The following is a 25,858-nucleotide window of genomic DNA, read 5'->3' on the forward strand; positions in this document are numbered from 1 at the left end:
GGCCATGATCGGCCAGCCCCTTCGACGTGGGCTGTCGGTGGGACGAAGTAGTCTTGAGCCCATGCCTGAACGCCGTACCGTCGCACTAGTCACTCTCGGCTGCGCCCGTAACGAGGTGGACTCGGAGGAGCTCGCAGGCCGTTTGGAGGCGGACGGCTGGCAGCTCGTCGAGGACGCCCAGGACGCGGATGTCGCCGTGGTCAACACCTGTGGATTTGTCGAGGCCGCCAAGAAGGACTCCGTCGACGCCCTACTCGAGGCCAACGACCTCAAGGGTCACGGCAGAACCCAGGCCGTCGTGGCGGTGGGCTGCATGGCCGAGCGGTACGGCAAGGAACTCGCCCAGGCGCTGCCCGAGGCGGACGGCGTGCTCGGTTTCGACGACTACTCCGACATCTCCGACCGGCTCCAGACCATCCTCAATGGCGGCATCCACGCCTCGCACACCCCGCGCGACCGGCGCAAGCTGCTGCCCATCAGCCCGGCCGAGCGGCAGGACTCGGCCGCGTCGGTGGCCCTGCCCGGGCACGGCCCGTCGGACCTCCCGGAAGGCCTGGCGCCCGCCTCCGGCCCGCGTGCGCCTCTGCGCCGCCGGCTGGACGGCGCCCCGGTCGCCTCGGTCAAGCTCGCCTCCGGCTGCGACCGGCGCTGCTCTTTCTGCGCCATCCCCTCCTTCCGCGGCTCCTTCATCTCACGCCGCCCCAGCGACGTGCTGAACGAGACCCGCTGGCTGGCCGAACAGGGCGTGAAGGAGATCATGCTGGTCTCCGAGAACAACACCTCCTACGGCAAGGACCTGGGCGACATCCGCCTCCTGGAGTCACTGCTGCCGGAGCTGGCCGAGGTCGACGGCATCGAGCGGGTGCGCGTCAGCTACCTCCAGCCGGCCGAGATGCGCCCCGGCCTGATCGACGTACTGACCTCCACGCCGAACGTCGTGCCGTACTTCGACCTGTCCTTCCAGCACTCCGCCCCGGGCGTGCTGCGGGCCATGCGCCGCTTCGGCGACACCGACCGCTTCCTGGAGCTGCTCGACACCATCCGGACCAAGGCCCCGCAGGCCGGCGTCCGCTCCAACTTCATCGTCGGCTTCCCCGGCGAGTCCGCGTCCGACCTGGCCGAGCTGGAGCGCTTCCTGAACGGCGCGCGGCTCGACGCGATCGGCGTCTTCGGGTACTCCGACGAGGAGGGCACCGAGGCGGCGACGTACGAGAACAAGCTTGACGAGGACGTCGTCGCCGAGCGTCTGGCCCAGGTCTCCCGGCTCGCCGAGGAACTCGTCTCGCAGCGGGCCGAGGAGCGTGTCGGCGAGACCGTGCACGTCCTCGTGGAGTCCGTGGAGTCCGTGGACGACGAGGACGGCGTCTACGGCCGGGCGGCCCACCAGGCGCCGGAGACGGACGGGCAGGTACTGCTCACGAGCGGCGAAGGGCTGCGCGTCGGCCGTATCGTCGAGGCGAAGGTGGTCGGTACGGAGGGCGTCGACCTGGTGGCCGAGCCGCTGCAGGGCGTGCCCGCGTGGAGTGAGGAGGCCGGCAGATGACCGGAATCCCGGCGTCCGCCGCGGGCGGCTCCTCCGGCGCACAGGGCGCCGTCCCGGGCTCCGCCGCCACCTCCGGTGCCGCTCCGGATCCCTCCGGTCCGCAGAACGCTGGTGCGGAGAACTCCGGTACGGAGAACTCCGGTACGGAGAACTCCGGCGCTGAGGGTGCTGGTGCCGGGAACTCCGGTGCCGGGAACGCCGGTGGCGGGAGCATCGGGGCCGCGGGTTCCGGTTCCCGTGACGGGGAGAGGCCCGCGCGCGGCGGGCGGAAGATCGCCGCTGCCGCCGTCAACCAGGCCAGCCTGTGGAACGTCGCCAATCTGCTGACCATGCTCCGGCTGGTCCTGGTCCCCGGCTTCGTCGCCCTGATGCTGGCCGGCGGCGGATACGACCCGGCCTGGCGCTCGCTCGCCTGGGCCGCCTTCGCCATCGCCATGATCACCGACCTGTTCGACGGGCATCTGGCGCGCACCTACAACCTGGTCACCGACTTCGGGAAGATCGCCGACCCCATCGCCGACAAGGCGATCATGGGGGCGGCGCTGATCTGTCTCTCCTCGCTCGGCGATCTGCCCTGGTGGGTGACGGTCGTGATCCTCGGCCGGGAACTCGGGATCACCCTGCTGCGTTTCCTGGTCATCCGCTACGGCGTGATCCCGGCCAGCCGCGGCGGCAAGCTCAAGACCCTCACCCAGGGCGTGGCCGTGGGGATGTACGTACTGGCACTGACGGGGTGGCTGGCGACCCTGAGGTTCTGGGTGATGGCAGCGGCCGTCGTTCTGACGGTCGTGACGGGTCTCGACTATGTGAGACAGGCCATTGTGCTGCGGCGGCAGGGAATCGCCGAGCGCGCAGCGGCGCTGGAGGAGACGGAAGCGTGAATTCCACGGCCGCCGAGCTGGTGCGACTACTGACGGTGAGGGGTTGGACCCTGGCTGTCGCCGAGTCGCTGACCGGCGGCCTGGTAGCGGCGGAGATCACAGCGGTTCCCGGGGCGTCCAAGGTGTTCCGGGGTTCGGTCACCGCCTACGCCACCGAGCTCAAGCACGACGTGCTGGGTGTCGACGCCACCCTGCTGGCCCAGCGCGGCGCGGTGGATCCGCAGGTCGCGGCCCAGATGGCGGCCGGAGTGCGGAAGGCGCTGGGCGCCGACTGGGGTCTCGCGACCACCGGAGTCGCCGGCCCCGAACCCCAGGACGGCCGCCCGGTCGGCACGGTCTTCGTGGCCGTCGACGGCCCTTCCGGCGCCGGTTCCGGTTCTGCCGCTGGCGGAAAAGTGGAGGCCCTGCGGTTGAACGGCGACCGTGCGGAAATTCGTAGAGAGAGTGTACGGAGCGTACTCGCACTGCTTCTGAGGGAGCTTGCGAGCGAACAGACCGGGAATGAGCGGACACAGGATACGGAACAGAACGGGGGGTTTTGATGTTTGCAGCCCTGAGTGAACACGACATCGCTCCCCGCACGGCCGCGGCGCAAGGCGGTACGGTGGGGCGTGAAGGATGCGGCTACGCGGTCCGAGGAGGGAGCCACCGATGATTCTGCTCCGTCGCCTGCTGGGTGACGTGCTGCGTCGGCAGCGCCAGCGCCAGGGCCGTACTCTGCGCGAAGTCTCCTCGTCCGCCCGAGTCTCACTCGGCTATCTCTCCGAGGTGGAGCGGGGGCAGAAGGAGGCTTCCTCCGAGCTGCTCTCCGCCATCTGCGACGCGCTGGACGTACGGATGTCCGAGCTCATGCGAGAAGTGAGCGACGAACTCGCCCTCGCCGAGCTGGCCCAGTCCGCTCAGGCCACCGAGTCCGTGCCCGCGTCGGTTCGCCCGATGCTGGGAAGCGTCTCGGTGACCGGTGTGCCACCGGAACGGGTGACCATCAAGGCGCCCGCCGAGGCAGTGGACGTGGTCGCCGCGTGACGCCTGTGCGGGTGTAGACCGACGCGGCGCCGACCCGGCGTCGAAGAAGAAGTGTGCGAGGCCCCGGCCGGGGCTTCTCCAGGCAGACCTGGGGAGGCGCGGCCGGGGCTTTCGCATGCCTGCCGGCGGTGTGCGTCCATTTGCCGGTATCCGATGGTGCGGTCATGGTGGAGGGACCGACAGGGGGCGAAACGACCGGAGAGACGCATGTACGTCGTGAAGAGCCCGCTGTCCGACGCGGACCTGAAGACCGTGGCCGAGGCGCTCCAGGGCGCCCTCGTCGATCTCGTGGACCTGGCACTCATCGCCAAGCAGATCCACTGGAACGTGGTCGGCCCCCGCTTCCGGACCGTCCACCTCCAGCTCGACGAGGTCGTCGGCACGGCCCGGACCCACTCCGACACGGTCGCCGAGCGGGCCTCGGCGCTGGGCGTCTCACCGGACGGACGCGCGGCGACGGTGGCCGCCGACAGCGGCATCGCCACCGCCCCCGGCGGCTGGGTCAAGGACTCGGACGCGGTGGGTGCCCTGGTGGACGCGCTGGGCGCGGTGATCACCCGGATGCGGGGGCGGGTCATGGCCACCGCGGAGCCGGATCCGGTCTCCCAGGACATCTTCATCGGGATCACGGCGGATCTGGAGAAACATCACTGGATGTTCCAGGCGGAGAACGCGTAGCTGTGGCCGACGCCGGCCGACGGCCGTTGCATCGGTGAGCCCTCGGTGCGCCTCCCCGGCGGACCGGGCGGCGTTCTAGCGTCCGGCTGGAGGTGGCGGCCATGGTGGGACGGATAGTGCGCTGGGGGGTTGCCCTGGGATTCGCGGCGGTGTGGTGGTGGGCCGTGCTGCGGATCACCTTCGCCGACGGCGCCGGGGCCCTGGAGGGGACCGTGGCCGCCGGGGGATGGGGCCTGAGCCTGCTGCCCGTCAACTGTGTGCCGAGGACCCGGGCGGCTGGGGCCCTGGGTCCCGGGCGGTGGCGGGCCGCCTGGCGGACACCGGGCGCTACCAGGGCATCGCGACCCCTCCGTTCGGGCGCAGGATCTGGCCCGTCGTGAACGAGGAGGCGTCGGACGCCAGATACAGCACGGCGTGTGCGATGTCCGCCGCCTCACCGACCCGGCCCAGGGGCGACATCCGGGCCATCCACGCCTCCGTCTGCCGCTGCTCCTCGCCGTCGTCGCGGTCGGTCATGGGGGTGCGGGTCCAGCCCGGGGCGACCGCGTTGACGCGGATGCCCTGCCGGCCGACCTCGGTGGCGAGCGTCTTGGTCAGCTGGACCACGGCCGCCTTGGCCGCGCCGTAGCAGAGCAGGCCGGGGCCGCCGGTGTCGATCGCACCGGACGCCATGGTGATGATGCTGCCCCCGGTCTGCCGGTCGAGCATCAGGCGTGCCGCCTCCCGGCAGGAGTGCAGGACACCTTTGAAGTTGACGTCCAGCACCCGGTCCAGGTCCTCGTCGCTGGTCTCCAGCACCGGGCTGCGGTGCATGATCCCGGCGATCGCCGCCATGACGTCCAGCCGCTGGCAGGACCGGACGGCCTGTCCGAGCTGCGCCCGGTCGGTGACGTCGACGGTGTGGGTGTGGGCGGTGCCGCCGGCGTCCTTGATCAATGTGGCCGTCTCGTGCAGGCCTTCCGCGTTCCGATCGGCACAGTGCACGGTCGCGCCCGCCTCGGCGAGCAGCACGGCGGAAGCCCGGCCGATACCGCCGGCGGCCCCGGTGACGAATGCGGTGCGTCCGGTGAGGTCGTACGCCTTGAGGGACATGAGGGGACGGTACGAGCGTTTCTGACGGGTCGTCAATCAGTCGGGCGGGGGCGGCTTCCCGGGGTGTGCCGAGAGCCGGGGGCGGGGCCGGTCTGGCAGGCGGGGCACCAGTAGGTGGGACGCTCGCGGGAGCCGTCGCCCTGGTCGGCGACCCGGATCGGGGTGCCGCAGCGCAGACAGGGGCGGGGTGCACGGCCGTAGACGAACAGGTCCTGGTTGCGCAGGCCCGTGGTCTGGCGGACCGGGCGGTCGCGGTTGGCCTCCAGGAGGCGCTTGGCGAGATCGGGGAGTTTCGCGGCGCGGTCGGCGGGGAGCGCGCCGACCGGGAGCCAGGGAGTCGCGCCGATCAGGAAGCAGAGCTCGCTCTTGTAGATGTTGCCGATGCCGGCGAGGTTGCGCTGGTCGAGCAGGGCCTCACCGAGCTGGCGGGCGGGATCGGCGAGCAGGTTGGCGAGGGCGCGGCCGGGGTTCCAGTCGGGGCCCAGCAGGTCGGGGCCGAGGTGGCCCACGGCGCGTTCCTCCTCGCCGGTGCGCAGGAACTCCAGGACCTGGAGACGGTATCCGACGGCGGTGCGGTCGGCGGTACCCAGAACGGCCCTGATCTGATGCGCGGGGCCGCCCTTCCAGCGTTCGCCGCTCCCGTAGACCTTCCACGCGCCCTCCATCCGCAGATGCGTGTGCAGGGTCAGGCCGCCCTCGAAGCGGGTGAGCAGATGCTTGCCGCGCGGGATGGTCCCGAGGACGGTACGGCCGGTGAGGTCGGCGGTGGCGTACTTGGGCACCCGGAAGTCGCTGCGGGTCAGCACCTTGCCCGCGAGCGCGTCGTGCAGGCGCCGCGCGGCCTGCCAGACCGTGTCACCTTCGGGCATGGGTCAAGGGTGACACGGGGGCGTGGAGCGCGCGGTGGGGGCACGGGCGCGGGTGGCGGTGGCGCGTGCGGCGCATGGGGGGTGCGGTGTCCATGCTCCTGGCGGGTCACGCCCGCAGGCGCAGGCCGCGCGGGGTCGCGATGAAGCCCGCTCTTTCCAGCAGGGTGCCCAGGGGCGAGGTCAGGGCCGTGGCGCCGTTGACGCGCTCCACCGTCACCGTGCCGAGGGTGCCGGCGCGGGCGGCGACCGCGAGGGCCTCGGCCGCCGTACGCAGGCGGGGGTCGTCGCCGGCGTCCGTGTCCGGGGCGGACGGCCAGGCCAGCAGGGTCTTGCCGCCGCGCTCCATGTAGAGGGTCAGCTCGCCGTCCACCAGGACGACCAGCGAGCCCGCCTTGCGGCCCGGCTTGTGACCGGCGTCGGTCGGGGGCTCGGGCCAGGGGAGGGCGGCGCCATAGGCGTTGGCGGGGTCGGCGGCGGCGAGGACCACGGCTCTGGGGTCGGGGGCGGCGGGGGTGCGGGTGTGGTGGTTGCCGTAGGTGTACGGGTTCGCGGGGCTGCCGCCTCGGGGGCCGCCGTAGCCGGGGGCGGCGAAGGGGTCGGTCGGGGCGAGGTCGTTGGAAGAGACGTAGTCGCCGGGGGCGGTGGGGGGCTCGGGGGGCCAGGTGAACTCGCCGTCCAGGGCGGGGAAGTCGGCTTCGTCAATGGGGCCGAGGGGCGCGGGGCCGTCGAAAGGGGCGTGGGGTGCGCCCCCGTCGGGCCCGGCGAACGCCGGTGCGCCGGTGCTGCCGAAGCCGGTGCCCGGCAGGGCCGCGCCGCGGTCGCGCGCGTTGGACACGGCGCGCAGCCGGTCGACCGCGCCGTCCATCGCGAACTGGGCCGCGCCGAGCCCCTCGACGACGTAACCCCGGCGGGCCTGCCCGCTCTCCTCGAACGCCGACAGGATGCGGTACACCGCCGAGAAGCCGCCCTCGACGCCCTCCGCCGCGACCGCTCCCCGGGTGACCACGCCGTGCCGGTCGAGCAGGGTGCGGGCCAGGGCGTGGGCGCGCACGGTGGTGTCCGGCTCGCGCTGCGGGAGCAGGGACCAGCGGCCGGCGACGGTCGGCGGGCCGCTACGGGAAGCGGTGCGGGCGGCGGCCGTCAGGGAGCCGTAGCGGCCGCGCGGGACGGTCCGCTTGGCGCGGTGGGCCGTGGCACCCGCGGTACGGCCCGAGCCCAGCAGAGCGCGCATCGGGGCCAGCGTGTCGTTGGTGAGCCGACCGGACCAGGCCAGGTCCCAGACGGCGTCGGCCAGTTGGGGGTCGGTGGCGTCGGGGTGGGTGGTGGCGCGGACCTGGTCGGCGATCTGGCGGAAGAACAGGCCGTAGCCACCGGAGAGGGTGTCCAGGACGGACTGGTGAAGGGCCGTCAGCTCCAGGGGGTGCGGCGGTGGCAGGAGCAGCGGGGCCGCGTCCGCCAGATACAGCGAGACCCAGCCGTCCTTGCCCGGCAGGGCGCCCGCGCCGGCCCACACGATCTCTCCGGCGGCGGTGAGCTCGTCGAGCATCGAGGGCGTGTAGTTGGCCACCCGGGACGGCAGGACCAGTTTCTCCAGGGCCGACGCCGGCACCGACGCGCCCTGCAACTGCTCGACGGCGCGCACCAGTCCGTCGACGCCACGCAGCCCGTGCCCCTTGCCGATGTGCTGCCACTGGGGCAGGAACTGGGCGAGCGCGGCCGGTGCCACCGGCTCCAGCTCGTGCCGGAGCGCGGCCAGGGAGCGGCGGCGCAGCCTGCGCAGCACGGTCGCGTCGCACCACTCCTGGCCGATGCCCGCCGGATGGAACTCGCCCTGCACCACCCGGCCGCCCGCGGCGAGCCGCTGCAGCGCGCCGTCCGTGACCGCGGCTCCGAGCCCGAACCGGGCCGCCGCCGTGGCGGACGTGAACGGGCCGTGCGTGCGCGCGAACCGGGCGAGGAGGTCGCCGAGCGGGTCCTTCACCGGCTCGGTGAACGCCTCGGGGACACCGACCGGCAGGGCCGTGCCGAGCGCGTCGCGCAGCCGGCCCGCGTCCTCGATCGCCGCCCAGTGGTCGGCGCCGCCGATCCGGACCCTGATCGCCCGGCGGGCACCGGCCAGCTCCTCGGCCCACCGCGGTTCGGCGCCCCGCTCGGCCAACTCGGCGTCCGTGAGCGGCCCGAGCAGCCGCAGCACGTCGGCGACGCCCTCCGGGTCCTTGATCCGGCGGTCCTCGGTGAGCCACTGCAGCTCGCGCTCCAGCTCGGTCAGCACGTCCGCGTCGAGCAGCTCGCGCAGCTCCGCCTGGCCCAGCAGCTCGGCCAGCAGCCGGGAGTCCAGGGAGAGCGCGGCCGCGCGGCGCTCGGCGAGCGGGGAGTCGCCCTCGTACAGGAACTGGGCGACATAGCCGAACAGGAGGGACCGGGCGAAGGGGGACGGCTCCGGGGTGGTGACCTCGACCAGGCGGACCTTCCGGGACTCCAGGTCACCCATCAGCTCGACCAGGCCCGGCACGTCGAAGACGTCCTGCAGGCACTCGCGGACCGCTTCCAGGACGATCGGGAAGGACCCGAACTCGCTCGCCACCTGAAGCAGTTGGGCGGCACGCTGACGCTGCTGCCACAGCGGGGTGCGCTTGCCGGGGCTGCGGCGAGGCAGCAGCAGCGCGCGGGCCGCGCATTCGCGGAACCGGGCGGCGAACAGGGCCGAGCCGCCGACCTGGTCGGTGACGATCTGGTCGACCTCGCCCTTGTCGAAGGCGACGTCCGCCGCGCCGACGGGCGCCTGCTCGGCGTCGTACTCGGTGCCCGCCTGCGTGGGGGCCTGGTCGAGCAGGTCCAGGCCCATCAGGTCGGCGTCCGGCAGCCGCAGCACGATGCCGTCGTCGGCGTGCATGACCTGGGCGTCCATGCCATACCGCTCGGAGAGCCGGGCGCCGAGCGCCAGCGCCCACGGGGCGTGCACCTGCGCGCCGAAGGGGGAGTGGACGACGACCCGCCAGTCGCCCAGTTCGTCGCGGAAGCGCTCCACGACGATCGTCCGGTCGTCGGGGACATGGCCGCAGGCCTCGCGCTGTTCGTCGAGGTACGACAGCACGTTGTCCGCCGCCCAGGCGTCCAGGCCCGCCGCGAGCAGGCGCAGCCGGGCGTCGTCCTTGGCGAGCGAGCCGACCTCGCGCAGGAAGGCGCCCACCGCGCGGCCCAGTTCGAGCGGGCGGCCCAGCTGGTCGCCCTTCCAGAACGGCAGGCGGCCCGGCACCCCGGGGGCGGGGGAGACCAGGACGCGGTCGCGCGTGATGTCCTCGATGCGCCAGGAGCTGGTGCCCAGGGTGAAGACATCGCCCACCCGGGACTCGTACACCATCTCCTCGTCCAGCTCGCCGACCCGGCCGCCGCCCTTCTTGGGGTCGGCGCCGGCGAGGAAGACGCCGAAGAGGCCGCGGTCGGGGATCGTGCCGCCGGAGGTGACGGCGAGCCGCTGGGCGCCCGGGCGGCCGGTGATCGTGCCCGCGACCCGGTCCCAGACCACGCGCGGGCGCAGCTCGGCGAAGGCGTCGGACGGATAGCGGCCCGCGAGCATGTCGAGGACCGCGGTGAACGCCGACTCCGGGAGCGAGGCGAAGGGAGCCGCGCGGCGGACCATGGCCAGCAGGTCGTCGAACTGCCAGGTGTCCAGCGAGGTCATCGCGACCAGCTGCTGTGCCAGCACGTCGAGGGGGTTGGCCGGCACCCGCAGGGACTCGATGGAGCCGGTGCGCATCCGCTCGGTGACCACGGCCGCCTGCACCAGGTCGCCCCGGTACTTGGGGAAGACCACGCCGGTGGAGACCGCGCCGACCTGGTGTCCCGCCCGGCCGACGCGCTGGAGGCCGGAGGCCACCGAGGGCGGGGACTCGACCTGGACGACCAGGTCCACCGCGCCCATGTCGATGCCCAGTTCCAGGCTGGAGGTGGCCACCACGGCGGGCAGCCGGCCGGCCTTCAGGTCCTCCTCGACCAGGGCCCGCTGCTCCTTGGAGACCGAGCCGTGGTGCGCGCGGGCGATGACCGGCGGGGCGCCCTGGGCCGCGCCCGAGCCGCCCATCAGCTCGGCGGGGGAGTGGTGCTCGTCCAGCGGCTCGCCGGTCACGCGCTCGTACGCGATCTCGTTGAGCCGGTTGCACAGGCGCTCCGCCAGCCGGCGCGAGTTGGCGAAGACGATCGTCGAGCGGTGGGCCTGGACCAGGTCGGCGATCCGCTCCTCCACATGCGGCCAGATCGACGGCCGGTCCCCGCCTTCCTTGCCGTCGGTCGCCGGGGAGCCGCCCAGCTCGCCCATGTCCTCCACGGGTACGACGACGGAGAGGTCGAACTCCTTGCCGGACTCGGGCTGGACGATCTCCACCTTGCGGCGCGGTGAGAGGTAGCGGGCCACCTCGTCGACCGGGCGGACGGTCGCCGACAGGCCGATGCGGCGGGCGGGCTTCGGCAGCAGCTCGTCCAGCCGCTCCAGGGAGAGCGCGAGATGCGCGCCGCGCTTGGTGCCGGCGACCGCGTGCACCTCGTCCAGGATCACCGTCTCGATGCCGGTCAGCGCGTCACGCGTGGCCGACGTCAGCATCAGGAACAGGGACTCCGGGGTGGTGATCAGGATGTCCGGCGGGCGGGTGGACAGGGCGCGGCGCTCGGCGGGCGGGGTGTCGCCGGAGCGGATGCCGACCCTGACCTCCGGCTCGGGCAGACCGAGGCGCACGGACTCCTGGCGGATGCCGGTCAGCGGACTGCGCAGGTTCCGCTCGACGTCGACCGCGAGGGCCTTGAGCGGGGACACGTACAGCACCCGGCAGCGCTTCCTGGGGTCGGCCGGGGGCGGGGTCGAGGCCAGCTGGTCCAGGGCCGCGAGGAACGCGGCCAGCGTCTTGCCGGAGCCGGTCGGGGCGACCACCAGCACGTCCGAGCCCGCCCCGATGGCCTGCCACGCGCCCGCCTGGGCCGCGGTGGGCGCGGAAAACGCCCCCGTGAACCAGCCGCGGGTCGCGGGGGAGAAGCCGTCGAGGGCCCGGTGTGCGGATTTCGCCATGGGTCAATCCTGCACCCGGCCACTGACAATAAGCCTGACCTGCGAAAACGGGGATGCGGACGGAGTCGGGCAGGGTGGACAATGGCCGCATGGCGGGATCCGGGGAGCGGGCGCGGCACTGGCGGTACGAGGCGCTGCCCGATGTCGATCTGCTGCGGGCCCGGTATGTCCGGAAGACGTTTGTCCGGCACACTCACGAGCACTTCGTGATCGCCGGGATCGTGGACGGGGTCGAGGTCTTCCGGCACCGGGGGTCCGACGTGACCGTCGGCGCCGGCGCGCTCGCGCTCGTCAATCCCGACACCGCGCACACCGGCCGGGCCGCGGTCCCCGAGGGCTGGCGGTACGGGGCGGTCTACCCGTCCCCGGAACTGGTGGCGGCGATCGCCGCGGAGACCACCGCGATCCGGGGCACCCCCGGCTTCGTCAGCCCGGTGCTCGACGATCCGTACTGCGTCGCCCTGGTGCACCGGGTGCTGCGCGCCGCCGACGAGGGCAACGCGCTCGCCGCCGACACCCTGCTGCGGGTGGCGGTGACCCGGCTGCTGCGGTCGAACGGCGGCCCGCTGCCGCAGCGGCAGGTCCGCACCGCCGGCGCGCAGCTCGCCGCACGCGCGCGTGCCGTGCTGGAGGAGCGGATGACCGAGCCGCCGACGCTGGAACGGCTCGCCACCGACCTCGGCACCAGTCCCTTCGCGCTGCTGCGGGCGTTCCGCGACGCCTACGGCATGCCCCCGCACACCTGGCTGACCGACGCCCGGGTGCGCCGCGCCCGGCTGCTGCTGGACGCGGGTACCGCACCCTCCGAGGCGGCCGTCGCCGTCGGATTCACCGACCAGCCGCACCTCAACCGGCACTTCGCCCGGATCGTCGGCGTCCCGCCGGGGGCCTACCAGCGTGAGCGCGGATCCGGAGCGGACCCGCGCGGGCGGGGTCCCGGCGGTGCGCGCCCCGGCGGGCGCAAGAACGTACAAGACGCGCGGGACTGCGGTACGTAGCGTCCTGGGCGTGGCACAACAGACAGCACTCGCAGACATACGCGGCGAAGGCGAGCCGAAACCGGACTCCGCCGTCGTCCGGGACGCCCTCGGGGTCGGCGTCGCCGTGGGACTCTCCGGGTTCGCCTTCGGGGTGACCTCGGCCGGCAGCGGGCTCGGCCTGCTCCAGACCTGCGTACTCAGCCTCCTGGTGTTCACCGGCGCCTCCCAGTTCGCCCTGGTCGGGGCACTCGCGGCCGGCGGCAACCCGCTCACCGCGGCGGCCGGCGCCTTCTTCCTGGGGGTGCGCAACGCGTTCTACGGGCTGCGTCTGTCGCAGGTGCTGGCCCTCCCGCGCGTGCTACGGCCGCTGGCCGCCCAGTGGGTGATCGACGAGACCACCGCGGTGACGCTCGCCCAGCCGACGCGGCGCGCCGCGCGGATCGGCTTCACCGTCACCGGACTCAGCCTGTACGTGCTGTGGAACCTCACCACCCTGCTCGGCGCGCTCGGCGCCAAGGCCGTCGGAGACACCGGCGTCTGGGGCCTGGACGCGGCCGGACCCGCCGTCTTCCTGGCGCTGCTCGCCCCCATGCTGAAGACCACGACCGACCGCGCGGTCGCCGCGCTCGCGGTGCTGCTGGGGCTCGGCCTGCTGCCCGTGCTGCCCGCCGGGGTGCCGGTCCTGGCGGCCGCGCTGGCGGCGCCGGCCGTTCTGTACGTCTCCGGCCGCCGGTCCGGCCGTACCCGCGACGACGCTTCCGAGGAGACCCGTTGAACACCTGGATCGCGATCGCCGCGACCGTCCTCGGCTGCTACGTCGTCAAGCTCGCCGGGCTGCTGGTGCCCGCGGGTGTCCTGGAGCGGCCGATGGTGCGGCGGCTGGCCGCCCTGCTGCCGGTGGCCCTGCTCGCCGCCCTCACCGCCCAGCAGACGTTCGCCGACGGGCACACGCTCGTGCTGGATGCCCGGGCCGCGGGGCTCGGGGCGGCCGCCGTGGCGCTGGTGCTGCGCGCGCCCTTCCTGGTCGTCGTCGGCGCGGCCGTGCTGGTGACGGCGGGGGTACGGGCCATCGCGGGCTGAGCGGTGCTGGAGGGCGGGGGCGGGGGAGGTGGCTGAGAGATGGGTCACCCCACGGAGTGGCCGTATGCCTTGAGGGTGCGCAGAGCCTCGATCGTCACCATCGGGCGGGCCTCCAGGGCGGTGGTCGGCGCCCACTGGAGCCAGCCGATCGGCCAGCCGCCGTCCTCCTGCTGCTCGGCGGCGAGGTGGTCCAGCGAGCGGGCCATCTCCTCGTCGGTGAACCACGCGCGCGCCAGCGAGTGCGGGGCCTTCGCGAAGTCGTGCGGGAAGTGGTGCTCGCCCGGGGCGTAGCCGGGCGCCACCGGGTACGCGTCCAGCTGCTCCGGGTCCAGCGCCGCCAGCCGGTGCTCGCGCACCAGGCGGCCCAGCCGGTCGGCGGCCGCCTCCGCGCGGGCGCGGTCGGGTACCGCGTCCAGGAAGGCGACGGCGGCCTCGACCTCGTAGGGATGCGTCTTCTCCAGGGACTCCACGGCCTCCCAGCAGAAGTCGGTGGCCCGGAACAGCCAGGCGTGCCACACCTCGTTGCGGTGCAGAAGCCCCACCACAGGGCCGGTGGCGAGCAGCTCACTGGGCGGGTCGTCGGTGATCGGAATGAACGGGGCGGCCGGATAGCCGCGCTGGCTCGGATGGATCGCGGGCAGTGCCCCGTCCGTCGTGGAGACGGACGTCAGATAGCGGCACACCCGCTCCACCCGCTGTCCGCCGCAGCGCCCGACGGCGTCCAGGACGGCCAGCGCGTGCCCGGTGTGCAGCGGCTGGCTCACCGGACCGCGCAGATCGGGCTCCAGCGCATGGCCGTACCCGCCGTCCTCGTTGCGGTAGGCGTCCAGCGCCGTCTCCACCGGATCGGGGCTGCCGTTCAGGAAGTGGTACGCGAAGAGGCGCTGCTCCAGTACGCGCGCGGTGAGCCACATGAACTGCTTGGCGCGGAGGAGCGGGGAGTGCGCCGGGGGCGTAGGGGGGAGTGGGGAAGCTCCGGTTTCGGCCATGCGTCAGACCGTAGGACGGAAAGCGGTCTCGGCAAGCGGTCCCGGGCAGGGCCCACTCTCAGGGGCGGGATACTGGTGTCATGCGGTTGACGGTCTTCTGGCAGCGGATGGCGGAACACTTCGGTTCCGGGTACGCCGACACCTTCGCGCGCGATCATGTGATGACGGAGCTCGGCGGACTCACGGTGCACGAGGCGCTGGACACCGGCTGGGAGGCCAAGGAAGTGTGGCGTGTGGTCTGCACGGTCATGAACGTTCCCGGGGAGAAGCGCTGAGCGTGCACAAAGATCGGATACGGGCCACGCGTTGTCAGTGCCGTCGGCGAGACTTGCACCGTGGCACCCACTGACGACGACGGGCGGACCGCCCAGGACGCATACCCGGCCGACACGACGCCGCCCGCCGGACGCCCGGCCGCCGGCGCCGCGGTACCGAGCGCCCGCATGCCGCGCTGGCTGCCGCGCGCCATGGTGCTGGCGCTCGCCCTCGTCGCCGCCTTCCAGCTGGGCAGCTGGGCCTTCCACCAGCTCACCGGCCTGCTGATCAACATCCTCATCGCGTTCTTCCTGGCGCTCGCCATCGAGCCCGCGGTGAGCTGGATGGCCTCGCGCCGAATGCGCCGGGGGGTCGCGACCTTCCTGGTCTTCCTCGGCCTGGCCATCGCCACCGCGGGATTCGTCACGCTGCTCGGCTCGATGCTGGCCGGCCAGATCATCAAGATCGTCGAAGACTTCCCGGACTACCTGGACTCGGTCATCAACTGGGTCAACCACACCTTCCACACCGACGTGAAGCGGGTCGACGTCCAGGAGGGCCTGCTGCACTCCGACTGGCTGCGCAAGTACGCGCAGAACAGCGCGGCCGGCGTGCTCGACGTCTCCGGGCAGGTGCTCGGCGGCCTCTTCCAGCTGCTGACGATCACGCTGTTCGCCTTCTACTTCGCCGCCGACGGTCCCCGGCTGCGCCGCACCCTGTGCTCCGTCCTGCCGCCCGCCCGCCAGGCCGAGGTGCTGCGCGCCTGGGAGATCGCCGTGGACAAGACCGGCGGCTATCTGTACTCGCGCGGTGTGATGGCGCTGATCTCCGGCATCGCCCACTACATCCTGCTGGAGGCCCTGGGCGTGCCGTACGCGCCCGTGCTCGGTGTCTGGGTGGGCCTGGTCTCGCAGTTCATCCCCACCATCGGCACCTACCTCGCGGGCGCGCTGCCGATGCTGATCGCGTTCACCGTCAACCCCCTGTACGCGGTGTGGGTGCTGGTGTTCGTCGTGATCTACCAGCAATTCGAGAACTACATGCTCCAGCCCAAGCTGACCTCCAAGTCCGTCGACATCCACCCGGCGGTCGCCTTCGGCTCGGTCATCGCGGGCACCGCGCTCCTCGGCGCCGTCGGCGCCCTGATCGCGATCCCCGCGGTCGCCACGCTCCAGGCGTTCCTGAGCGCCTATGTGAAGCGGTACGACGTCACGGACGACCCCCGGGTGAACGGGCGCCCCCGACGCGACACGGGCGGCCCCGGGCTGCTCACGCGCGCGTGGCGGACGATATGGCAGCGGCCGGCCGAGGACTCACGGGAGGGCTCGGCCTGACGCCGCGACCATCCGCGGTGGGCCACCGGGATCAGCGGTGGGCCACCGCGGATCGGCGGCGGGCCACTGGGATCGGTGGCGGGTCGCCGGGATCGGCGGCGGGTCACCGTGACCAGTGGCAGCCACCGCGATCGGCGGCGGGGCACCGGATCAGTGGCGGGGTCACCGCGACCGGCGGCGGGTCACCGTGACCACTCGCGGCCACCGCGATCAGTAGGTGAGCACCGCCCACACCCCGGCGGCGGCCACGGCGGCCGCGTAGCAGCCCACCGCCGTGGCCACGACCCGCCACCGGACCTGTTCGCTCCAGGCGGTGCGGGACAGCAGCCAGGCCAGCGCGGGCAGGACCAGCACCGCGTGCAGACTCACCCCGTGCAGCGGCTTGAGCGGGGCCGTCGAGTCGTACGCCGCCTCCTGGTGACCGGTCCGGACGAGCACCACCCCGCGCGCGATCATCGCGGCTCCCGAGGCCAGCGCGACGAGCAGGACCGCGAACCCGGAGCGCACGGCGAGCGCCATGCCCACGGGACCGGCCGGCCGCCGCCGGAACGACACCACGGCGAAGACGGTGAGCAGCACCACCAGGACCCCGCCGCCCACCGCGAGCATCATCGACACCGCCGTGTCGAACGGCGTCTCCATGTCGAGGTGCGAGGGCACCCGGCGCCACGCCTGCAGGGTGATCCCGCCGACCTCCACCACACAGTCGGCGGCGAACACGACGAGCAGCACGGTCCGCAGCCGCTCCCCGATCCTCAGATACGAGGTGACCCAGGTGACCGCGATCAGCGTCAGCCCGAAGGAGAGCCCGAACGTGACCGGCTTGCGCCAGGAGACCGGGCCGTACCAGGGGCCGCCGTCCACCGCGAACACCACCAGGTGCACCAGGCCGGAGAGGACGAGGAGTGCCCCGGTCGCATGGCAGAGACGCTCGGCGGGACGGGCCCCGCGCAGGGGGCTCGCCGGTGGATTCCGGTGCGGACTTTCCAGGGAGACCGGAGTTTCCGCGGAGGACGGACTTTCCAGGGGGGAGGGCATGCGCCCACCCTTGCGGGGGCCGTCCGCGCGGTCGTCGTCCGGTCGAAGACACCCGCCGTACGCCGTGGGGAGTAGGCGTGCGGACGGTCAGGAGACCGTGGCGGCCGGCGGGGTCCACCGCCGGGTGCGGGGCACCGCGCCCTGGACGCCGTAGTCCTTCCGGAGGTGTTCGGGGATGGCGTAGTGCATGACGCGGCCACGGGTGAGGGAGGACAGCTCGAAGACGGCGGTGAGGTGGCCGAGACGGTCCAGTGCCCACGCGCCCAGCGGGGACCGGTCCTCGATGGTCTCCAGGACGCCGAGGAGGTGCGGTACGGCCTTGACGACGGTGTCCCACGGGGTGCGCGGCACCTCCAGCCAGTCCGCGCAGGTGTCGCCGACGAGGTGGCGGACGAGGGCCGAGACGACCGGGTCGAAGAAGGTGCCGGGGACGACCTCCTCGTAGAGCTCGATGAGCTGCCGGGTCAGGTGCGTGCCCTCCTCGGAGGGGCCCATGTACCGGATCATGTACTGGTCGAGGAAGTTGCGGGCCTCGTCGAGGGTCTTGGGAACGGCCTCCTGGTCGACGCCGAGCATGGCGCCGACCACCCGCCACGCGTAGTAGTACGCCTCCGCGCCCTCCGTGGACAGATGGATGCCGAGCCGGTGCAGGCTGTCGAGGACCAGCAGCGAGAAGAACATCTGCCCGGCGATCATGTCCTCCTGGCAGATCGGCGTCCCCAGCGCCTCGGTGTCCCAGCGGTTCTCGCGCCTGAGGTGATGCCGGATCGAGGCGTGCAGCAGACGCACCTTCTGCGCGGCCGGGATGAAACGGCTGCCGGCTTCGAACGCGTCCGGCCGCATCAGATAGACGGTGAACTGGCCGGTCTCCGCCATGCGTTTGGAGGGGTACTTCAGCCCGTGGGTGGCCGACAGCAGCTTCGCCATGCGCGGGACGACGTAACAGGCGGGCATGGAGGCGAAGGAGAGCGCGGTCGCGATGTGCACGTTGTTGTCGATGAAGAACAGCCGGGCCTTCTCCATCTCGCCCCAGTCCACCCACGACGGCGGGACCCGGGTGGCCTCCAGATACTCCCGCGCGACGTCGGGCAGCCCGTCCGGCAGGGGAGCGCCGGCGGTGGAGACATAGCGCATCAGGGTGTTGAACGTGCCCACCTCCCCGCGCTCGAAGAGTGCGGCGACCGTGGCGTCGGCGAGTTCGTCACCGGCGTGCCGGAGGGCGTCCGACGATGCCTCGGTGTGGGTCACGGCAGGGCTCCTTGTCTTCGCGGGTCTCTCGCGGGTCTTCGTGAGTCTCTTCGCGGGGGTCGTCCGTGCCACCGGGTGGGCGTCAGGACAGGCGGACCGCCGCCGAGTGGGCCAGCGCGGTCAGGGCGCCGGCGGCGGGGGCCGGCACGTCCAGTGCGTGGAGGGCGTCGAGCGCTTCCGTGACCCGCGCGCCGATCATGCGCTCGATCCGGTCGGGCGCCCCGAGCCGGCACATCACCTCGCGGACCGCGTCCAGGCCCTCCGCACCCAGATCGCGTCTGCCGAGCAACGCGTCGAGCCGCTTCCGGTCCTCGTCACGGGCGAGCCGCCAGGTCTCCGCGAGCAGCGCGGTGGGCCGGTGGCCGCGTACGTCGTCGGCGTTGGCCTTGCCGGTGTGCTCCGGTTCCCCGAACAGGCCGAGCAGGTCGTCGCGGAGCTGGAACGCCTCGCCCAGCGGCAGCCCGTACGCGGAGTACCCGGCCCGCAGCCGCTCGCCCGCCCCGGCCAGGGCGCCGCCGATCAGCAGGGGCTGCTCGACGGTGTACTTGGCGGTCTTGTAGCGGATCACCTTCAGCGAGGCCGCGGTGTCCGGGCCGGTCCCGGTGCGCAGGATCTCCAGGCACTCGCCCGCGATCAGCTCCCGGGCCAGCAGCGACCACAGGGGGCGGCCCCGGGCGAGATAGGCGGCGGGCAGACCACAGGTCGCGAACAACTGCCCGGCCAGTGACATCAGCAGATCGCCCACGAGCATCGCCAGCGACCGCGCGGTGCCGTCGGCACACGGATGAGCCGGTACGGCGGCACGCAGGGCGATGTGTGCCGTGGGGCGCCCGTGCCGCAGCGGGCTGTCGTCGATGAGGTCGTCGTGCACGACGGCGGCGGCGTGCACCAGCTCCATGGAGGCCGCCGCCCGCACCAGCGCGTCGCTGTCCGGCTGCCCCACCGCACGCCAGCCCCAGTAGCAGAACGCCGCCCGCAGCCGTTTGCCGTCCGTGACCGCCGCCTCCAGCTGCTCGGCCACCGGGCCGAGGAGTGGATCGATCGCCGCGAACTGGTCGGCCTCCGTGGCGACGAACCGGCGCAGTACCTCGTCGATGCGGATCTTGAAGCCGGTCGGGTCCCACCGGTCAGTCATCGGCGGTGGTCCGCCGGGCGAGGGCGTGCCGGGCGAGGATCTCCAGATGGGCCGGGGGGACGGTCGCGTACCGGTCCAGGACCAGGCGTCCGCGCGCGGTGAGGTCGTGCTCGGCCTCCGCCGCAAGCGCTCCGGTGTCCGAGCGGCGCAGCAGCCCCCGTACCGTGCCGACGGCGGTGCCCAGGGTGCTCACCGCCAGATCGGCCAGTCCCGCCGCCAGCAGCACGGCCTGCTCGTCCAGGCCGCGTCGTCCTGTCTCACGTGTCATGCGTTCTCCCACCCACGGCACACAGGGGCGCCGCCTACCGGCCGCCTCTTCGAGCATCGCGGCACTACGGGCGCGGGCATGCGGAAACTCACGATCGGGTGAACGTCTTGCCGGGTGGTGCGGACGCCGTGCCGCGGTTCCGCTTCCGGCTGCCGCCCCCCGGCGCGCCGCGCGCTCCCGCCCGCGTGCCGCGTACGCCCGATTCCCGGGCGTCGCCCGTCCCCGCTCCGCGCGCCCTCCTGGGGTGGGTGAGCGGTGGGTGGGCACCCTGCGGGGAAGTGGCGGGAGTACCGCGTGGTGCGCTTGACACGAAAATCGAACATCCATTCTTATGGAGGCTCCGGCGGGGTTCTCGACGGGGACTCCAGTGGCAGTTCGACATGGTTTCGGCGGAGAAGTCCCCGAGTTATCCACAGGCCGGGCCGGCGTCGGGGCGCATTGTCAGTGGCAGGCGTTAGCGTCTTTGACGTGAAGCGATCGACTCAAGCAAACCGGGTGGAACCCATGGCAGGTACCGACCGCGAGAAGGCTCTCGAAGCCGCTCTCGCACAGATTGAACGGCAGTTCGGCAAGGGCGCGGTCATGCGCATGGGCGACCGGACGAAGGAGCCCATCGAGGTCATCTCGACCGGGTCGACCGCGCTCGACGTCGCCCTGGGCGTCGGTGGCCTGCCGCGCGGCCGGGTCGTGGAGATCTACGGACCGGAGTCCTCCGGTAAGACGACCCTGACCCTGCACGCCGTGGCCAACGCGCAGAAGGCGGGCGGTCAGGTCGCGTTCGTGGACGCGGAGCACGCCCTCGACCCCGAGTACGCGCAGAAGCTCGGCGTCGACATCGACAACCTGATCCTCTCCCAGCCCGACAACGGCGAGCAGGCCCTGGAGATCGTGGACATGCTGGTCCGCTCCGGCGCCCTCGACCTCATCGTCATCGACTCCGTCGCCGCGCTCGTCCCGCGCGCGGAGATCGAGGGCGAGATGGGCGACAGCCACGTCGGTCTCCAGGCCCGCCTGATGAGCCAGGCGCTGCGGAAGATCACCAGTGCGCTCAACCAGTCCAAGACCACCGCGATCTTCATCAACCAGCTCCGCGAGAAGATCGGCGTGATGTTCGGCTCCCCGGAGACCACGACCGGTGGCCGCGCGCTGAAGTTCTATGCCTCGGTGCGACTCGACATCCGCCGCATCGAGACCCTGAAAGACGGCACGGACGCGGTCGGCAACCGCACCCGCGTCAAGGTCGTCAAGAACAAGGTGGCCCCGCCCTTCAAGCAGGCCGAGTTCGACATCCTCTACGGCCACGGCATCAGCCGCGAGGGCGGCCTGATCGACATGGGCGTGGAGAACGGCTTCGTCCGCAAGGCCGGTGCCTGGTACACGTACGAGGGCGACCAGCTCGGCCAGGGCAAGGAGAACGCGCGCAACTTCCTCAAGGACAACCCCGACCTGGCCGACGAGATCGAGAAGAAGATCAAGGAGAAGCTGGGCGTCGGTGTCCGCCCGGAGGCGCCCGCCGCCGAGCCGGGTGCGGACGCGGCGGTCGTCACCGCGGCCACGGACGACCCGGCGAAGACGGTGCCCGCCCCGGCCGCCGCCAAGGTCACCAAGCCCAAGGCCGCCACCGCCAAGAGCTGACACCGTGACACGACGAACCGACTGGGCCGACCACGAGTACATGTCCCCCGGTGCCCCACGGGGGAGGGGCACCGGGGACGGTACCGGGCCCTACGACACGGGCGGCGACAGGTACGGGGGCGACGGCGGGGGACACCCGGTGGCACGCCGGCACCGGGACGGGGGTGCGACACGGGGGAGCGATGGCTCATACGGGCGTGACGGCTCGTACGAGGACGACGGCCCGCCCGACTCGTACAGCGCGTACGAGGACGGCACGCACGACGGCCCGGCCGGGCCCCGCGGACACGGATCACCCGGCCGTGGCTCGCGGCGGCCCGGGACGCGCCGTCGGCGTGGCTCCGGGGAGCCGTCAGGTGAGGACGGGGGTTCCTCCTCCTTGTCGAGGGCCGAGCAGGGGGAGCCTCCGGCGGACCCGGCTGAGCGGGCGCGGGCGATCTGTCTGCGCCTGCTCACCGGGACCCCGCGCACCCGGAAACAGCTCGCGGACGCCCTGCGCAAGCGGGAGATCCCGGACGACGTCGCCGAGGAGGTGCTGTCGCGGTTCGAGGAGGTCGGGCTGATCAACGACAGTGCGTTCGCGGACGCGTGGGTGGAGTCCCGGCACCATGGCCGGGGACTGGCCCGACGCGCGCTCGCCCAGGAACTGCGGACCAAGGGCGTCGACTCGACGCTCATCGACGAGGCCGTCGGACGGCTCGACTCCGAGCAGGAGGAGGAGACGGCCCGCGAACTCGTCGCCCGCAAGCTCCGCTCCACCCGGGGCCTCGACCGGGACAAGCGCATCCGCCGCCTTGCCGGCATGCTCGCCCGCAAGGGATACCCCGAGGGCATGGCCCTCAGGGTCGTCCGGCAAGCCCTGGAGGAGGAGGGCGAGGACACGGATTTCCTTGAGGGCGGGGACTTCTGACGGACGGGCAGGTCTGACGGGCGGCCAGTCCGAAGGAGGCGCCGGCCTGTCGGGGTGGTGGGGTTACCCCCCTCCCAAGACACCGGGCCACCGCAGTGCCCGGGGACCCGTGTGTGCACAACCGTGTACGCCATGATGCTGCGTTACGCCCTCAGGACCGTCCGTGCCCGCAAGACCGGGTTCCTCGGTGCCTTCCTCGCCCTGCTGTGCGCGGCCGCGCTGATCTCCGCCTGTGGCACCCTCCTGGACACCGGTCTGCGCGGCACGATCCACACCGAGCGCTACGCGGCGACCCCCGTCGTCGTCTCCGGCGACCAGTACGTCCACCGGACCACCGTCAAGCACAAGCACGGCAAGGCCAAGGTCAAGCACAAGGCGAAACCCATCGCCGAGCGCGCCTGGCTGCCGGCGGACCTGGAAGCCCGGCTCACCCACACGCCAGGCGTCGCCCGAGTCGTGCCCGAACTGACCTTCCTCGCCCAGCCGTCGACTCCGGCCGGCACCGGCGGCCGTACCGCCTACGGACACGCCTGGGAGTCAGCCGCGCTCACCCCGTACCGACTGGTCACCGGCACCCCGCCCAGGGCCGCCACCGACCTGGTCGTCGACCGCGACCTCGCCGCACGCGCCCGGCTGCACCCCGGCGACACCCTCACCGTGCAGTCGACGCGGGCCCCGCGCGCCTACCGGATCACCGGAATCGCCGCCCCGGCCACCGAAGTACGCCACCAGACGTCCCTCTTCTTCTCCACCGCCGAGGCCCACCGGCTGGCCGCACATCCTGGGCAGGTCACCGCGTTCGGCGTGCTGCCCGCCCACGGCACCGACCCGGACCAGCTGAAGCGGGCCGTGACACAGACACTGCGCGGCACCACCGCCCAGGTCTCCACCGGGGACGCCCGCGGCCCCGTCGAGTTCTTGGACGCGGCCGCCGCCAGGGTCCGGCTGGTCAGCATGGGCGGTGCCATGGGCGGCACCGCGCTGCTCGTGGCGATCCTGGTGGTCGTCGGCACCTTCGCGCTCACCGTCCAGCAGCGCCACCGCGAACTCGCCCTGCTGCGGGCCATCGCCGCCACCCCCGGCCAGATCCGCCGGCTGCTCGGCCGCGAGGCGCTGATCGTCGGTGCGGCCGCCGGCACCCTCGGCGCACTCCTCGGGCTTCCGCTGGGCGCCTGGTTGCACACGAGGTTCGTCGCCCTGGGCGCCGTACCCGCCACGCTTCAGCACACCACCGGTGTCTTCCCGCCGTTCGCCGCGCTCGTCGCGACGCTGATCGGCGCCTGGGCCGCCGCCCGTATCGCCTCCCGGCGCATCACCCGGATCCGGCCGACCGAGGCGCTGGCCGAGTCCCGGACCGAGCCCGCCCGGTCCGACCGGGGGCGGATCGCCGCCGGTCTGCTGCTGCTCACCGGTGGGGTCGTGCTCGTCGTCCTGCTCACCTCCCTGCGCTCCGAACCCGCGTCGACTCCCGTCACCTTCCTCGCCGTCGTGGTCCTCTCCACCTCCATCGCCCTGCTCGGCCCGCTGCTGGTCAAGGCGGCCGCGCTGCTGCTCGCCGGGCCGCTGCGGCTCACCGGTCACGGAGGCCGGCTCGCCACCGCCAACCTGCGCGGCAACGCCACCCGGATGGCCTCCGTCGTCACCCCTCTCACCCTGCTCGTCGGCATGACCTGCACCGTGCTGTTCGTCCAGTCCACCCTCGGCGACGCCGCCCGCGCCCAGGCCCGCGCAGGGGTCACCGCCGACTGGGTCGTCGCCGCCCGGGGACCGGGCGTCCCGGCCGAAGCCGCACAGCGGTTGCGTGCCCACCACGACGCCGTCACCGAAGTGGTCCGTACGACCGTCCGCATCGGACTCGACAAGTACCCGGCCCAGGGCGTCACCCCCGAGGGCCTCACCCGCACCTGGGACCCCAGGGTCACCGCGGGCTCCCTCGGCCGCCTCACCGACCGCACCGTAGCCGTCAGCGAACTGACCGCCGATCAGCACCACTTGGCGCCCGGCAGCACCCTGAGGCTCACCCTCGGCGACGGCACGCCCGCCACGCTCACCGTCGCCGCCGTCTACGCCCGGGGTCTGGGCTTCGGCGATCTCACCTTCGCCCACGACCTCGTCTCGCACCATGTGGACAACCCGCTCGCCTCCTCCGTCCTCGTCAGCACGGCCCGTACACAAGCACAACTCGCGACTACGCTCCGTGAGTTCCCGGGTCTGCGGATTCTTTCGCCGGCCGCCGCCGACTCCCTCCAGGCCGACCGGCAACAGGACAACGCCGAGGTCAACTACCTGGCCATGGGGCTGATCCTGGCGTTCACCGCCATCGCCGTCGTCAACACGCTCGCCATGTCGGTCGCCGCACGTGTCCGGGAGTTCGCGCTGCTCAGGCTGGCCGGGGCCACCCGCCGTCAGGTGCTCCGGATGCTGCGGACCGAGGTGCTGTCGGTGCTGGCGCTGGCGACGGCCCTCGGCAGCGGCATCGCGCTCGCCGTACTGACCGCGTTCAGCGTGGGCATGACGGGCCGGGCCGCACCGACGGTCACGCCATTGCTGTACGTGACCGTCGTCGCGACTGCCGCGCTGCTCGCACTGGTGGCCGCGGCCCTTCCCGGCCGGGTGGCGCTGCGGGTGCCGGCGGTGACGGTGGCGACGGCCAAGGACTAGAGGGGACTGGACGGGACTACAGGTCGGTGCCGTTGTCAGGGCTGACCGGCAGTCCCGCTGCTTTCCAGGCCTGGAAGCCGCCGATCAGGTCCGTCGTGCGGTGCAGGCCCAGCTGGTGCAGGGAGGCGGCGGCCAGGCTGGAGGCGTAGCCCTCGTTGCAGATCACGACGATCTGGAGGTCGTGGCCGGTGGCCTCGGGGGTCTTGTGGCTGCCCTGGGGGTCCAGGCGCCACTCCAGCTCGTTGCGCTCTATGACGAGGGCGCCCGGGATCACCCCGTCCCGCTCGCGCAGCGCCGCGTACCGGATGTCGACCAGCAGGGCGTCTCCGGTCCGCGCCGCTTCGTACGCCTCGTGCGCCGCCACGCGCCGGTAGCCGGACCGTACCCGCTCCAGCAACTCGTCGATGCCCACGGAGGGCTGTCCGGAGCCGCTCACTGCCAGTCCTCCGGGCGCTCGACCTGCTCCAGGCGCAGCACCGGTCCGCTGCGGCTGTAGCGGCGGATCCGCGGCAGCGGCGGGTAGTAGGCGTGGACGGAGACCGCATGGTGCTCGGTGGACTCGTTGAGCACCTCGTGGACGTGGTCGCGGCCGAAGGAGCGGCCCTTTCCGGCGGGCAGCCGACGCTCGCGGTCGACGTCCTCGGAGAGCTCCAGGGTCTTCCAGCCGTCGGTGGGCAGCCGGGTGGCGAGCGAGTACTCCTTCAGCTCACCGGTGGCGGTGAGGAAGGCACCGACCGACTCGGCGTGGTCGTGCCAGCCGGTGCCCGAGCCGGGCGGCCAGCCGATCAGCCAGGCCTCGCTGCCGCCGGGACCGTCGAGCCGTACCCAGGTGCGGCCCTCGGGGTCGAGCGGGAGCGAGGAGATCAGCTCGGTGTCGGCGGCCGTACGCCGGACGAAGTCGAGGAGGTCCGCCTGGGTGGGCGCGGAGGCGGACGGAGAGGCGGGGGAGGACGGGGTGGAGAGAGAAGCAGACACGTGCACCGTTCCTGATGAAGATTCGCCGAAGGGGGCGCAGACGGCGCCCGGAGAAGGAAGGAGAAAAAGCGAATTCAGCAGGACGGAAGACACACGCAGCCCGCGTAGCGGACCAGGTCGACATGGACCTTCCGCCACAGGCGCACAGTGGTGTCGTTCACGTTGCGGAGTACACCATGCCGGTGCGGGCGGGTCAACTCACCGT

The 25,858-nt window shown here is 72.7% G+C and carries 24 protein-coding genes; 13 read left to right on the forward strand and 11 right to left on the reverse strand.

The features are described 5' to 3' along the window. Positions 1 to 61: 61 nt before the first annotated feature. The 5 genes from rimO (at position 62) to ACGFZQ_RS48560 (ending at position 4,128) form a co-directional block, all read left to right on the forward strand. Positions 62 to 1,543: a 30S ribosomal protein S12 methylthiotransferase RimO gene (gene rimO, locus ACGFZQ_RS48540; protein ID WP_393845926.1), complete on the forward strand. Its 1,482-nt coding sequence runs from the start codon at positions 62 to 64 to the stop codon at positions 1,541 to 1,543. Beyond that, positions 1,540 to 2,424 (forward strand): CDP-diacylglycerol--glycerol-3-phosphate 3-phosphatidyltransferase, encoded by an 885-nt coding sequence (gene pgsA, locus ACGFZQ_RS48545; RefSeq protein ID WP_393845927.1) that lies wholly within the window; start codon positions 1,540 to 1,542, stop codon positions 2,422 to 2,424. The genes rimO and pgsA overlap by 4 nt, the downstream gene beginning before the upstream one ends. After that, complete coding sequence (locus tag ACGFZQ_RS48550; protein WP_393845928.1) at positions 2,421 to 2,966, forward strand: CinA family protein; 546 nt, start codon at positions 2,421 to 2,423, stop codon at positions 2,964 to 2,966. Before pgsA ends, ACGFZQ_RS48550 begins: the two co-directional genes overlap by 4 nt. A 109-nt stretch (positions 2,967 to 3,075) precedes the next feature. After that, complete coding sequence (locus ACGFZQ_RS48555; RefSeq protein WP_362576491.1) at positions 3,076 to 3,450, forward strand: helix-turn-helix transcriptional regulator; 375 nt, start codon at positions 3,076 to 3,078, stop codon at positions 3,448 to 3,450. 207 nt (positions 3,451 to 3,657) lie between these two features. Continuing rightward, positions 3,658 to 4,128 (forward strand): Dps family protein, encoded by a 471-nt coding sequence (locus ACGFZQ_RS48560; RefSeq protein ID WP_393845929.1) that lies wholly within the window; start codon positions 3,658 to 3,660, stop codon positions 4,126 to 4,128. A 327-nt stretch (positions 4,129 to 4,455) separates the two neighbouring features. Here the strand turns inward: ACGFZQ_RS48560 and ACGFZQ_RS48565 are convergent, their stop codons facing one another. The 3 genes from ACGFZQ_RS48565 to ACGFZQ_RS48575 form a co-directional block, all read right to left on the reverse strand. Then, positions 4,456 to 5,220, reverse strand: coding sequence for an SDR family NAD(P)-dependent oxidoreductase (locus tag ACGFZQ_RS48565; protein ID WP_393845930.1), 765 nt, complete (start codon positions 5,218 to 5,220; stop codon positions 4,456 to 4,458). Between the two features lie 32 nt (positions 5,221 to 5,252). After that, positions 5,253 to 6,089, reverse strand: a complete 837-nt coding sequence (locus tag ACGFZQ_RS48570) for an Fpg/Nei family DNA glycosylase (protein WP_393845931.1) — start codon at positions 6,087 to 6,089, stop codon at positions 5,253 to 5,255. A gap of 106 nt (positions 6,090 to 6,195) precedes the next feature. Beyond that, on the reverse strand, positions 6,196 to 11,145 hold the full coding sequence (locus ACGFZQ_RS48575; protein WP_393845932.1) for an ATP-dependent helicase: 4,950 nt from the start codon (positions 11,143 to 11,145) through the stop codon (positions 6,196 to 6,198). 89 nt (positions 11,146 to 11,234) lie between these two features. Here ACGFZQ_RS48575 and ACGFZQ_RS48580 point away from each other — a divergent pair, with 89 nt between their 5' ends. Genes ACGFZQ_RS48580 through ACGFZQ_RS48590 form a run of 3 tightly spaced genes read left to right on the forward strand, consistent with a single transcriptional unit; the run spans position 11,235 to position 13,205 of the window. Continuing rightward, positions 11,235 to 12,143 (forward strand): AraC family ligand binding domain-containing protein, encoded by a 909-nt coding sequence (locus ACGFZQ_RS48580; protein WP_393845933.1) that lies wholly within the window; start codon positions 11,235 to 11,237, stop codon positions 12,141 to 12,143. Between the two features lie 10 nt (positions 12,144 to 12,153). Then, positions 12,154 to 12,900 carry an AzlC family ABC transporter permease gene (locus ACGFZQ_RS48585; RefSeq protein ID WP_351728296.1) on the forward strand — a complete coding sequence of 249 codons (747 nt, stop codon included), beginning with the start codon at positions 12,154 to 12,156 and terminating at the stop codon, positions 12,898 to 12,900. Continuing rightward, positions 12,897 to 13,205 (forward strand): AzlD domain-containing protein, encoded by a 309-nt coding sequence (locus ACGFZQ_RS48590; protein WP_393845934.1) that lies wholly within the window; start codon positions 12,897 to 12,899, stop codon positions 13,203 to 13,205. The genes ACGFZQ_RS48585 and ACGFZQ_RS48590 overlap by 4 nt, the downstream gene beginning before the upstream one ends. Positions 13,206 to 13,249: 44 nt before the next feature. Here ACGFZQ_RS48590 and ACGFZQ_RS48595 read toward each other — a convergent pair whose 3' ends face one another. Next, on the reverse strand, positions 13,250 to 14,194 hold the full coding sequence (locus ACGFZQ_RS48595; protein WP_393845935.1) for a hypothetical protein: 945 nt from the start codon (positions 14,192 to 14,194) through the stop codon (positions 13,250 to 13,252). Positions 14,195 to 14,274: 80 nt separating this feature from the next. Between ACGFZQ_RS48595 and ACGFZQ_RS48600 the strand changes: the two genes are divergently transcribed. Beyond that, entirely contained in the window at positions 14,275 to 14,469 is a 195-nt protein-coding gene (locus ACGFZQ_RS48600) for a DUF3046 domain-containing protein (protein ID WP_351728303.1), read from the forward strand. A gap of 60 nt (positions 14,470 to 14,529) precedes the next feature. Beyond that, positions 14,530 to 15,783, forward strand: a complete 1,254-nt coding sequence (locus ACGFZQ_RS48605; protein WP_393845936.1) for an AI-2E family transporter — start codon at positions 14,530 to 14,532, stop codon at positions 15,781 to 15,783. Between the two features lie 210 nt (positions 15,784 to 15,993). Here ACGFZQ_RS48605 and ACGFZQ_RS48610 read toward each other — a convergent pair whose 3' ends face one another. The 4 genes from ACGFZQ_RS48610 to ACGFZQ_RS48625 form a co-directional block, all read right to left on the reverse strand. Then, on the reverse strand, positions 15,994 to 16,821 hold the full coding sequence (locus ACGFZQ_RS48610) for a hypothetical protein (protein WP_393845937.1): 828 nt from the start codon (positions 16,819 to 16,821) through the stop codon (positions 15,994 to 15,996). 87 nt (positions 16,822 to 16,908) lie between these two features. After that, entirely contained in the window at positions 16,909 to 18,069 is a 1,161-nt protein-coding gene (locus tag ACGFZQ_RS48615; RefSeq protein ID WP_393845938.1) for an oxygenase MpaB family protein, read from the reverse strand. 82 nt (positions 18,070 to 18,151) lie between these two features. Further along, positions 18,152 to 19,204: a polyprenyl synthetase family protein gene (locus tag ACGFZQ_RS48620; protein WP_393845939.1), complete on the reverse strand. Its 1,053-nt coding sequence runs from the start codon at positions 19,202 to 19,204 to the stop codon at positions 18,152 to 18,154. Beyond that, on the reverse strand, positions 19,197 to 19,472 hold the full coding sequence (locus tag ACGFZQ_RS48625; protein WP_382539754.1) for a polyprenyl synthetase: 276 nt from the start codon (positions 19,470 to 19,472) through the stop codon (positions 19,197 to 19,199). The genes ACGFZQ_RS48620 and ACGFZQ_RS48625 overlap by 8 nt, the downstream gene beginning before the upstream one ends. A 504-nt stretch (positions 19,473 to 19,976) precedes the next feature. On the opposite strand from ACGFZQ_RS48625, the gene recA reads away from it, so the two are divergent. From recA to ACGFZQ_RS48640, 3 genes are all read left to right on the forward strand, one after another. Then, positions 19,977 to 21,107 carry a recombinase RecA gene (gene recA / locus ACGFZQ_RS48630; protein WP_393845940.1) on the forward strand — a complete coding sequence of 377 codons (1,131 nt, stop codon included), beginning with the start codon at positions 19,977 to 19,979 and terminating at the stop codon, positions 21,105 to 21,107. A 4-nt stretch (positions 21,108 to 21,111) separates the two neighbouring features. Continuing rightward, the gene (gene recX / locus ACGFZQ_RS48635) at positions 21,112 to 22,017 is read left to right on the forward strand and encodes a recombination regulator RecX (RefSeq protein WP_393845941.1); all 906 of its coding nucleotides are present in this window, start codon (positions 21,112 to 21,114) and stop codon (positions 22,015 to 22,017) included. A 132-nt stretch (positions 22,018 to 22,149) separates the two neighbouring features. Beyond that, on the forward strand, positions 22,150 to 24,678 hold the full coding sequence (locus tag ACGFZQ_RS48640; RefSeq protein WP_393845942.1) for an ABC transporter permease: 2,529 nt from the start codon (positions 22,150 to 22,152) through the stop codon (positions 24,676 to 24,678). A 16-nt stretch (positions 24,679 to 24,694) separates the two neighbouring features. On the opposite strand, the gene ACGFZQ_RS48645 is transcribed toward ACGFZQ_RS48640, so the two are convergent. The 3 genes from ACGFZQ_RS48645 to ACGFZQ_RS48655 form a co-directional block, all read right to left on the reverse strand. After that, the gene (locus tag ACGFZQ_RS48645) at positions 24,695 to 25,120 is read right to left on the reverse strand and encodes a rhodanese-like domain-containing protein (protein WP_393845972.1); all 426 of its coding nucleotides are present in this window, start codon (positions 25,118 to 25,120) and stop codon (positions 24,695 to 24,697) included. Then, complete coding sequence (locus tag ACGFZQ_RS48650; protein WP_393845943.1) at positions 25,111 to 25,653, reverse strand: cysteine dioxygenase; 543 nt, start codon at positions 25,651 to 25,653, stop codon at positions 25,111 to 25,113. Before ACGFZQ_RS48650 ends, ACGFZQ_RS48645 begins: the two co-directional genes overlap by 10 nt. 74 nt (positions 25,654 to 25,727) lie before the next feature. Continuing rightward, positions 25,728 to 25,814, reverse strand: a complete 87-nt coding sequence (locus ACGFZQ_RS48655; RefSeq protein ID WP_350779852.1) for a putative leader peptide — start codon at positions 25,812 to 25,814, stop codon at positions 25,728 to 25,730. Between the last annotated feature and the right edge of the window lie 44 nt (positions 25,815 to 25,858).

This window comes from Streptomyces sp. NPDC048254 (genome assembly GCF_043201895.1).
GTDB lineage: Bacteria > Actinomycetota > Actinomycetes > Streptomycetales > Streptomycetaceae > Streptomyces.

What these genes read in the sequence shown, in the direction of transcription:
- rimO (WP_393845926.1), top strand. Translation starts at nt 62, where the DNA reads ATGCCTGAACGCCGTACCGTCGCACTAGTCACTCTCGGCTGCGCCCGT.
- pgsA (WP_393845927.1), top strand. Translation starts at nt 1,540, where the DNA reads ATGACCGGAATCCCGGCGTCCGCCGCGGGCGGCTCCTCCGGCGCACAG.
- ACGFZQ_RS48555 (WP_362576491.1), top strand. Translation starts at nt 3,076, where the DNA reads ATGATTCTGCTCCGTCGCCTGCTGGGTGACGTGCTGCGTCGGCAGCGC.
- ACGFZQ_RS48560 (WP_393845929.1), top strand. Translation starts at nt 3,658, where the DNA reads ATGTACGTCGTGAAGAGCCCGCTGTCCGACGCGGACCTGAAGACCGTG.
- ACGFZQ_RS48565 (WP_393845930.1), bottom strand. Translation starts at nt 5,220, where the DNA reads ATGTCCCTCAAGGCGTACGACCTCACCGGACGCACCGCATTCGTCACC.
- ACGFZQ_RS48570 (WP_393845931.1), bottom strand. Translation starts at nt 6,089, where the DNA reads ATGCCCGAAGGTGACACGGTCTGGCAGGCCGCGCGGCGCCTGCACGAC.
- ACGFZQ_RS48575 (WP_393845932.1), bottom strand. Translation starts at nt 11,145, where the DNA reads ATGGCGAAATCCGCACACCGGGCCCTCGACGGCTTCTCCCCCGCGACC.
- ACGFZQ_RS48580 (WP_393845933.1), top strand. Translation starts at nt 11,235, where the DNA reads ATGGCGGGATCCGGGGAGCGGGCGCGGCACTGGCGGTACGAGGCGCTG.
- ACGFZQ_RS48595 (WP_393845935.1), bottom strand. Translation starts at nt 14,194, where the DNA reads ATGGCCGAAACCGGAGCTTCCCCACTCCCCCCTACGCCCCCGGCGCAC.
- ACGFZQ_RS48600 (WP_351728303.1), top strand. Translation starts at nt 14,275, where the DNA reads ATGCGGTTGACGGTCTTCTGGCAGCGGATGGCGGAACACTTCGGTTCC.
- ACGFZQ_RS48610 (WP_393845937.1), bottom strand. Translation starts at nt 16,821, where the DNA reads ATGCCCTCCCCCCTGGAAAGTCCGTCCTCCGCGGAAACTCCGGTCTCC.
- ACGFZQ_RS48620 (WP_393845939.1), bottom strand. Translation starts at nt 19,204, where the DNA reads ATGACTGACCGGTGGGACCCGACCGGCTTCAAGATCCGCATCGACGAG.
- ACGFZQ_RS48625 (WP_382539754.1), bottom strand. Translation starts at nt 19,472, where the DNA reads ATGACACGTGAGACAGGACGACGCGGCCTGGACGAGCAGGCCGTGCTG.
- recA (WP_393845940.1), top strand. Translation starts at nt 19,977, where the DNA reads ATGGCAGGTACCGACCGCGAGAAGGCTCTCGAAGCCGCTCTCGCACAG.
- ACGFZQ_RS48640 (WP_393845942.1), top strand. Translation starts at nt 22,150, where the DNA reads ATGATGCTGCGTTACGCCCTCAGGACCGTCCGTGCCCGCAAGACCGGG.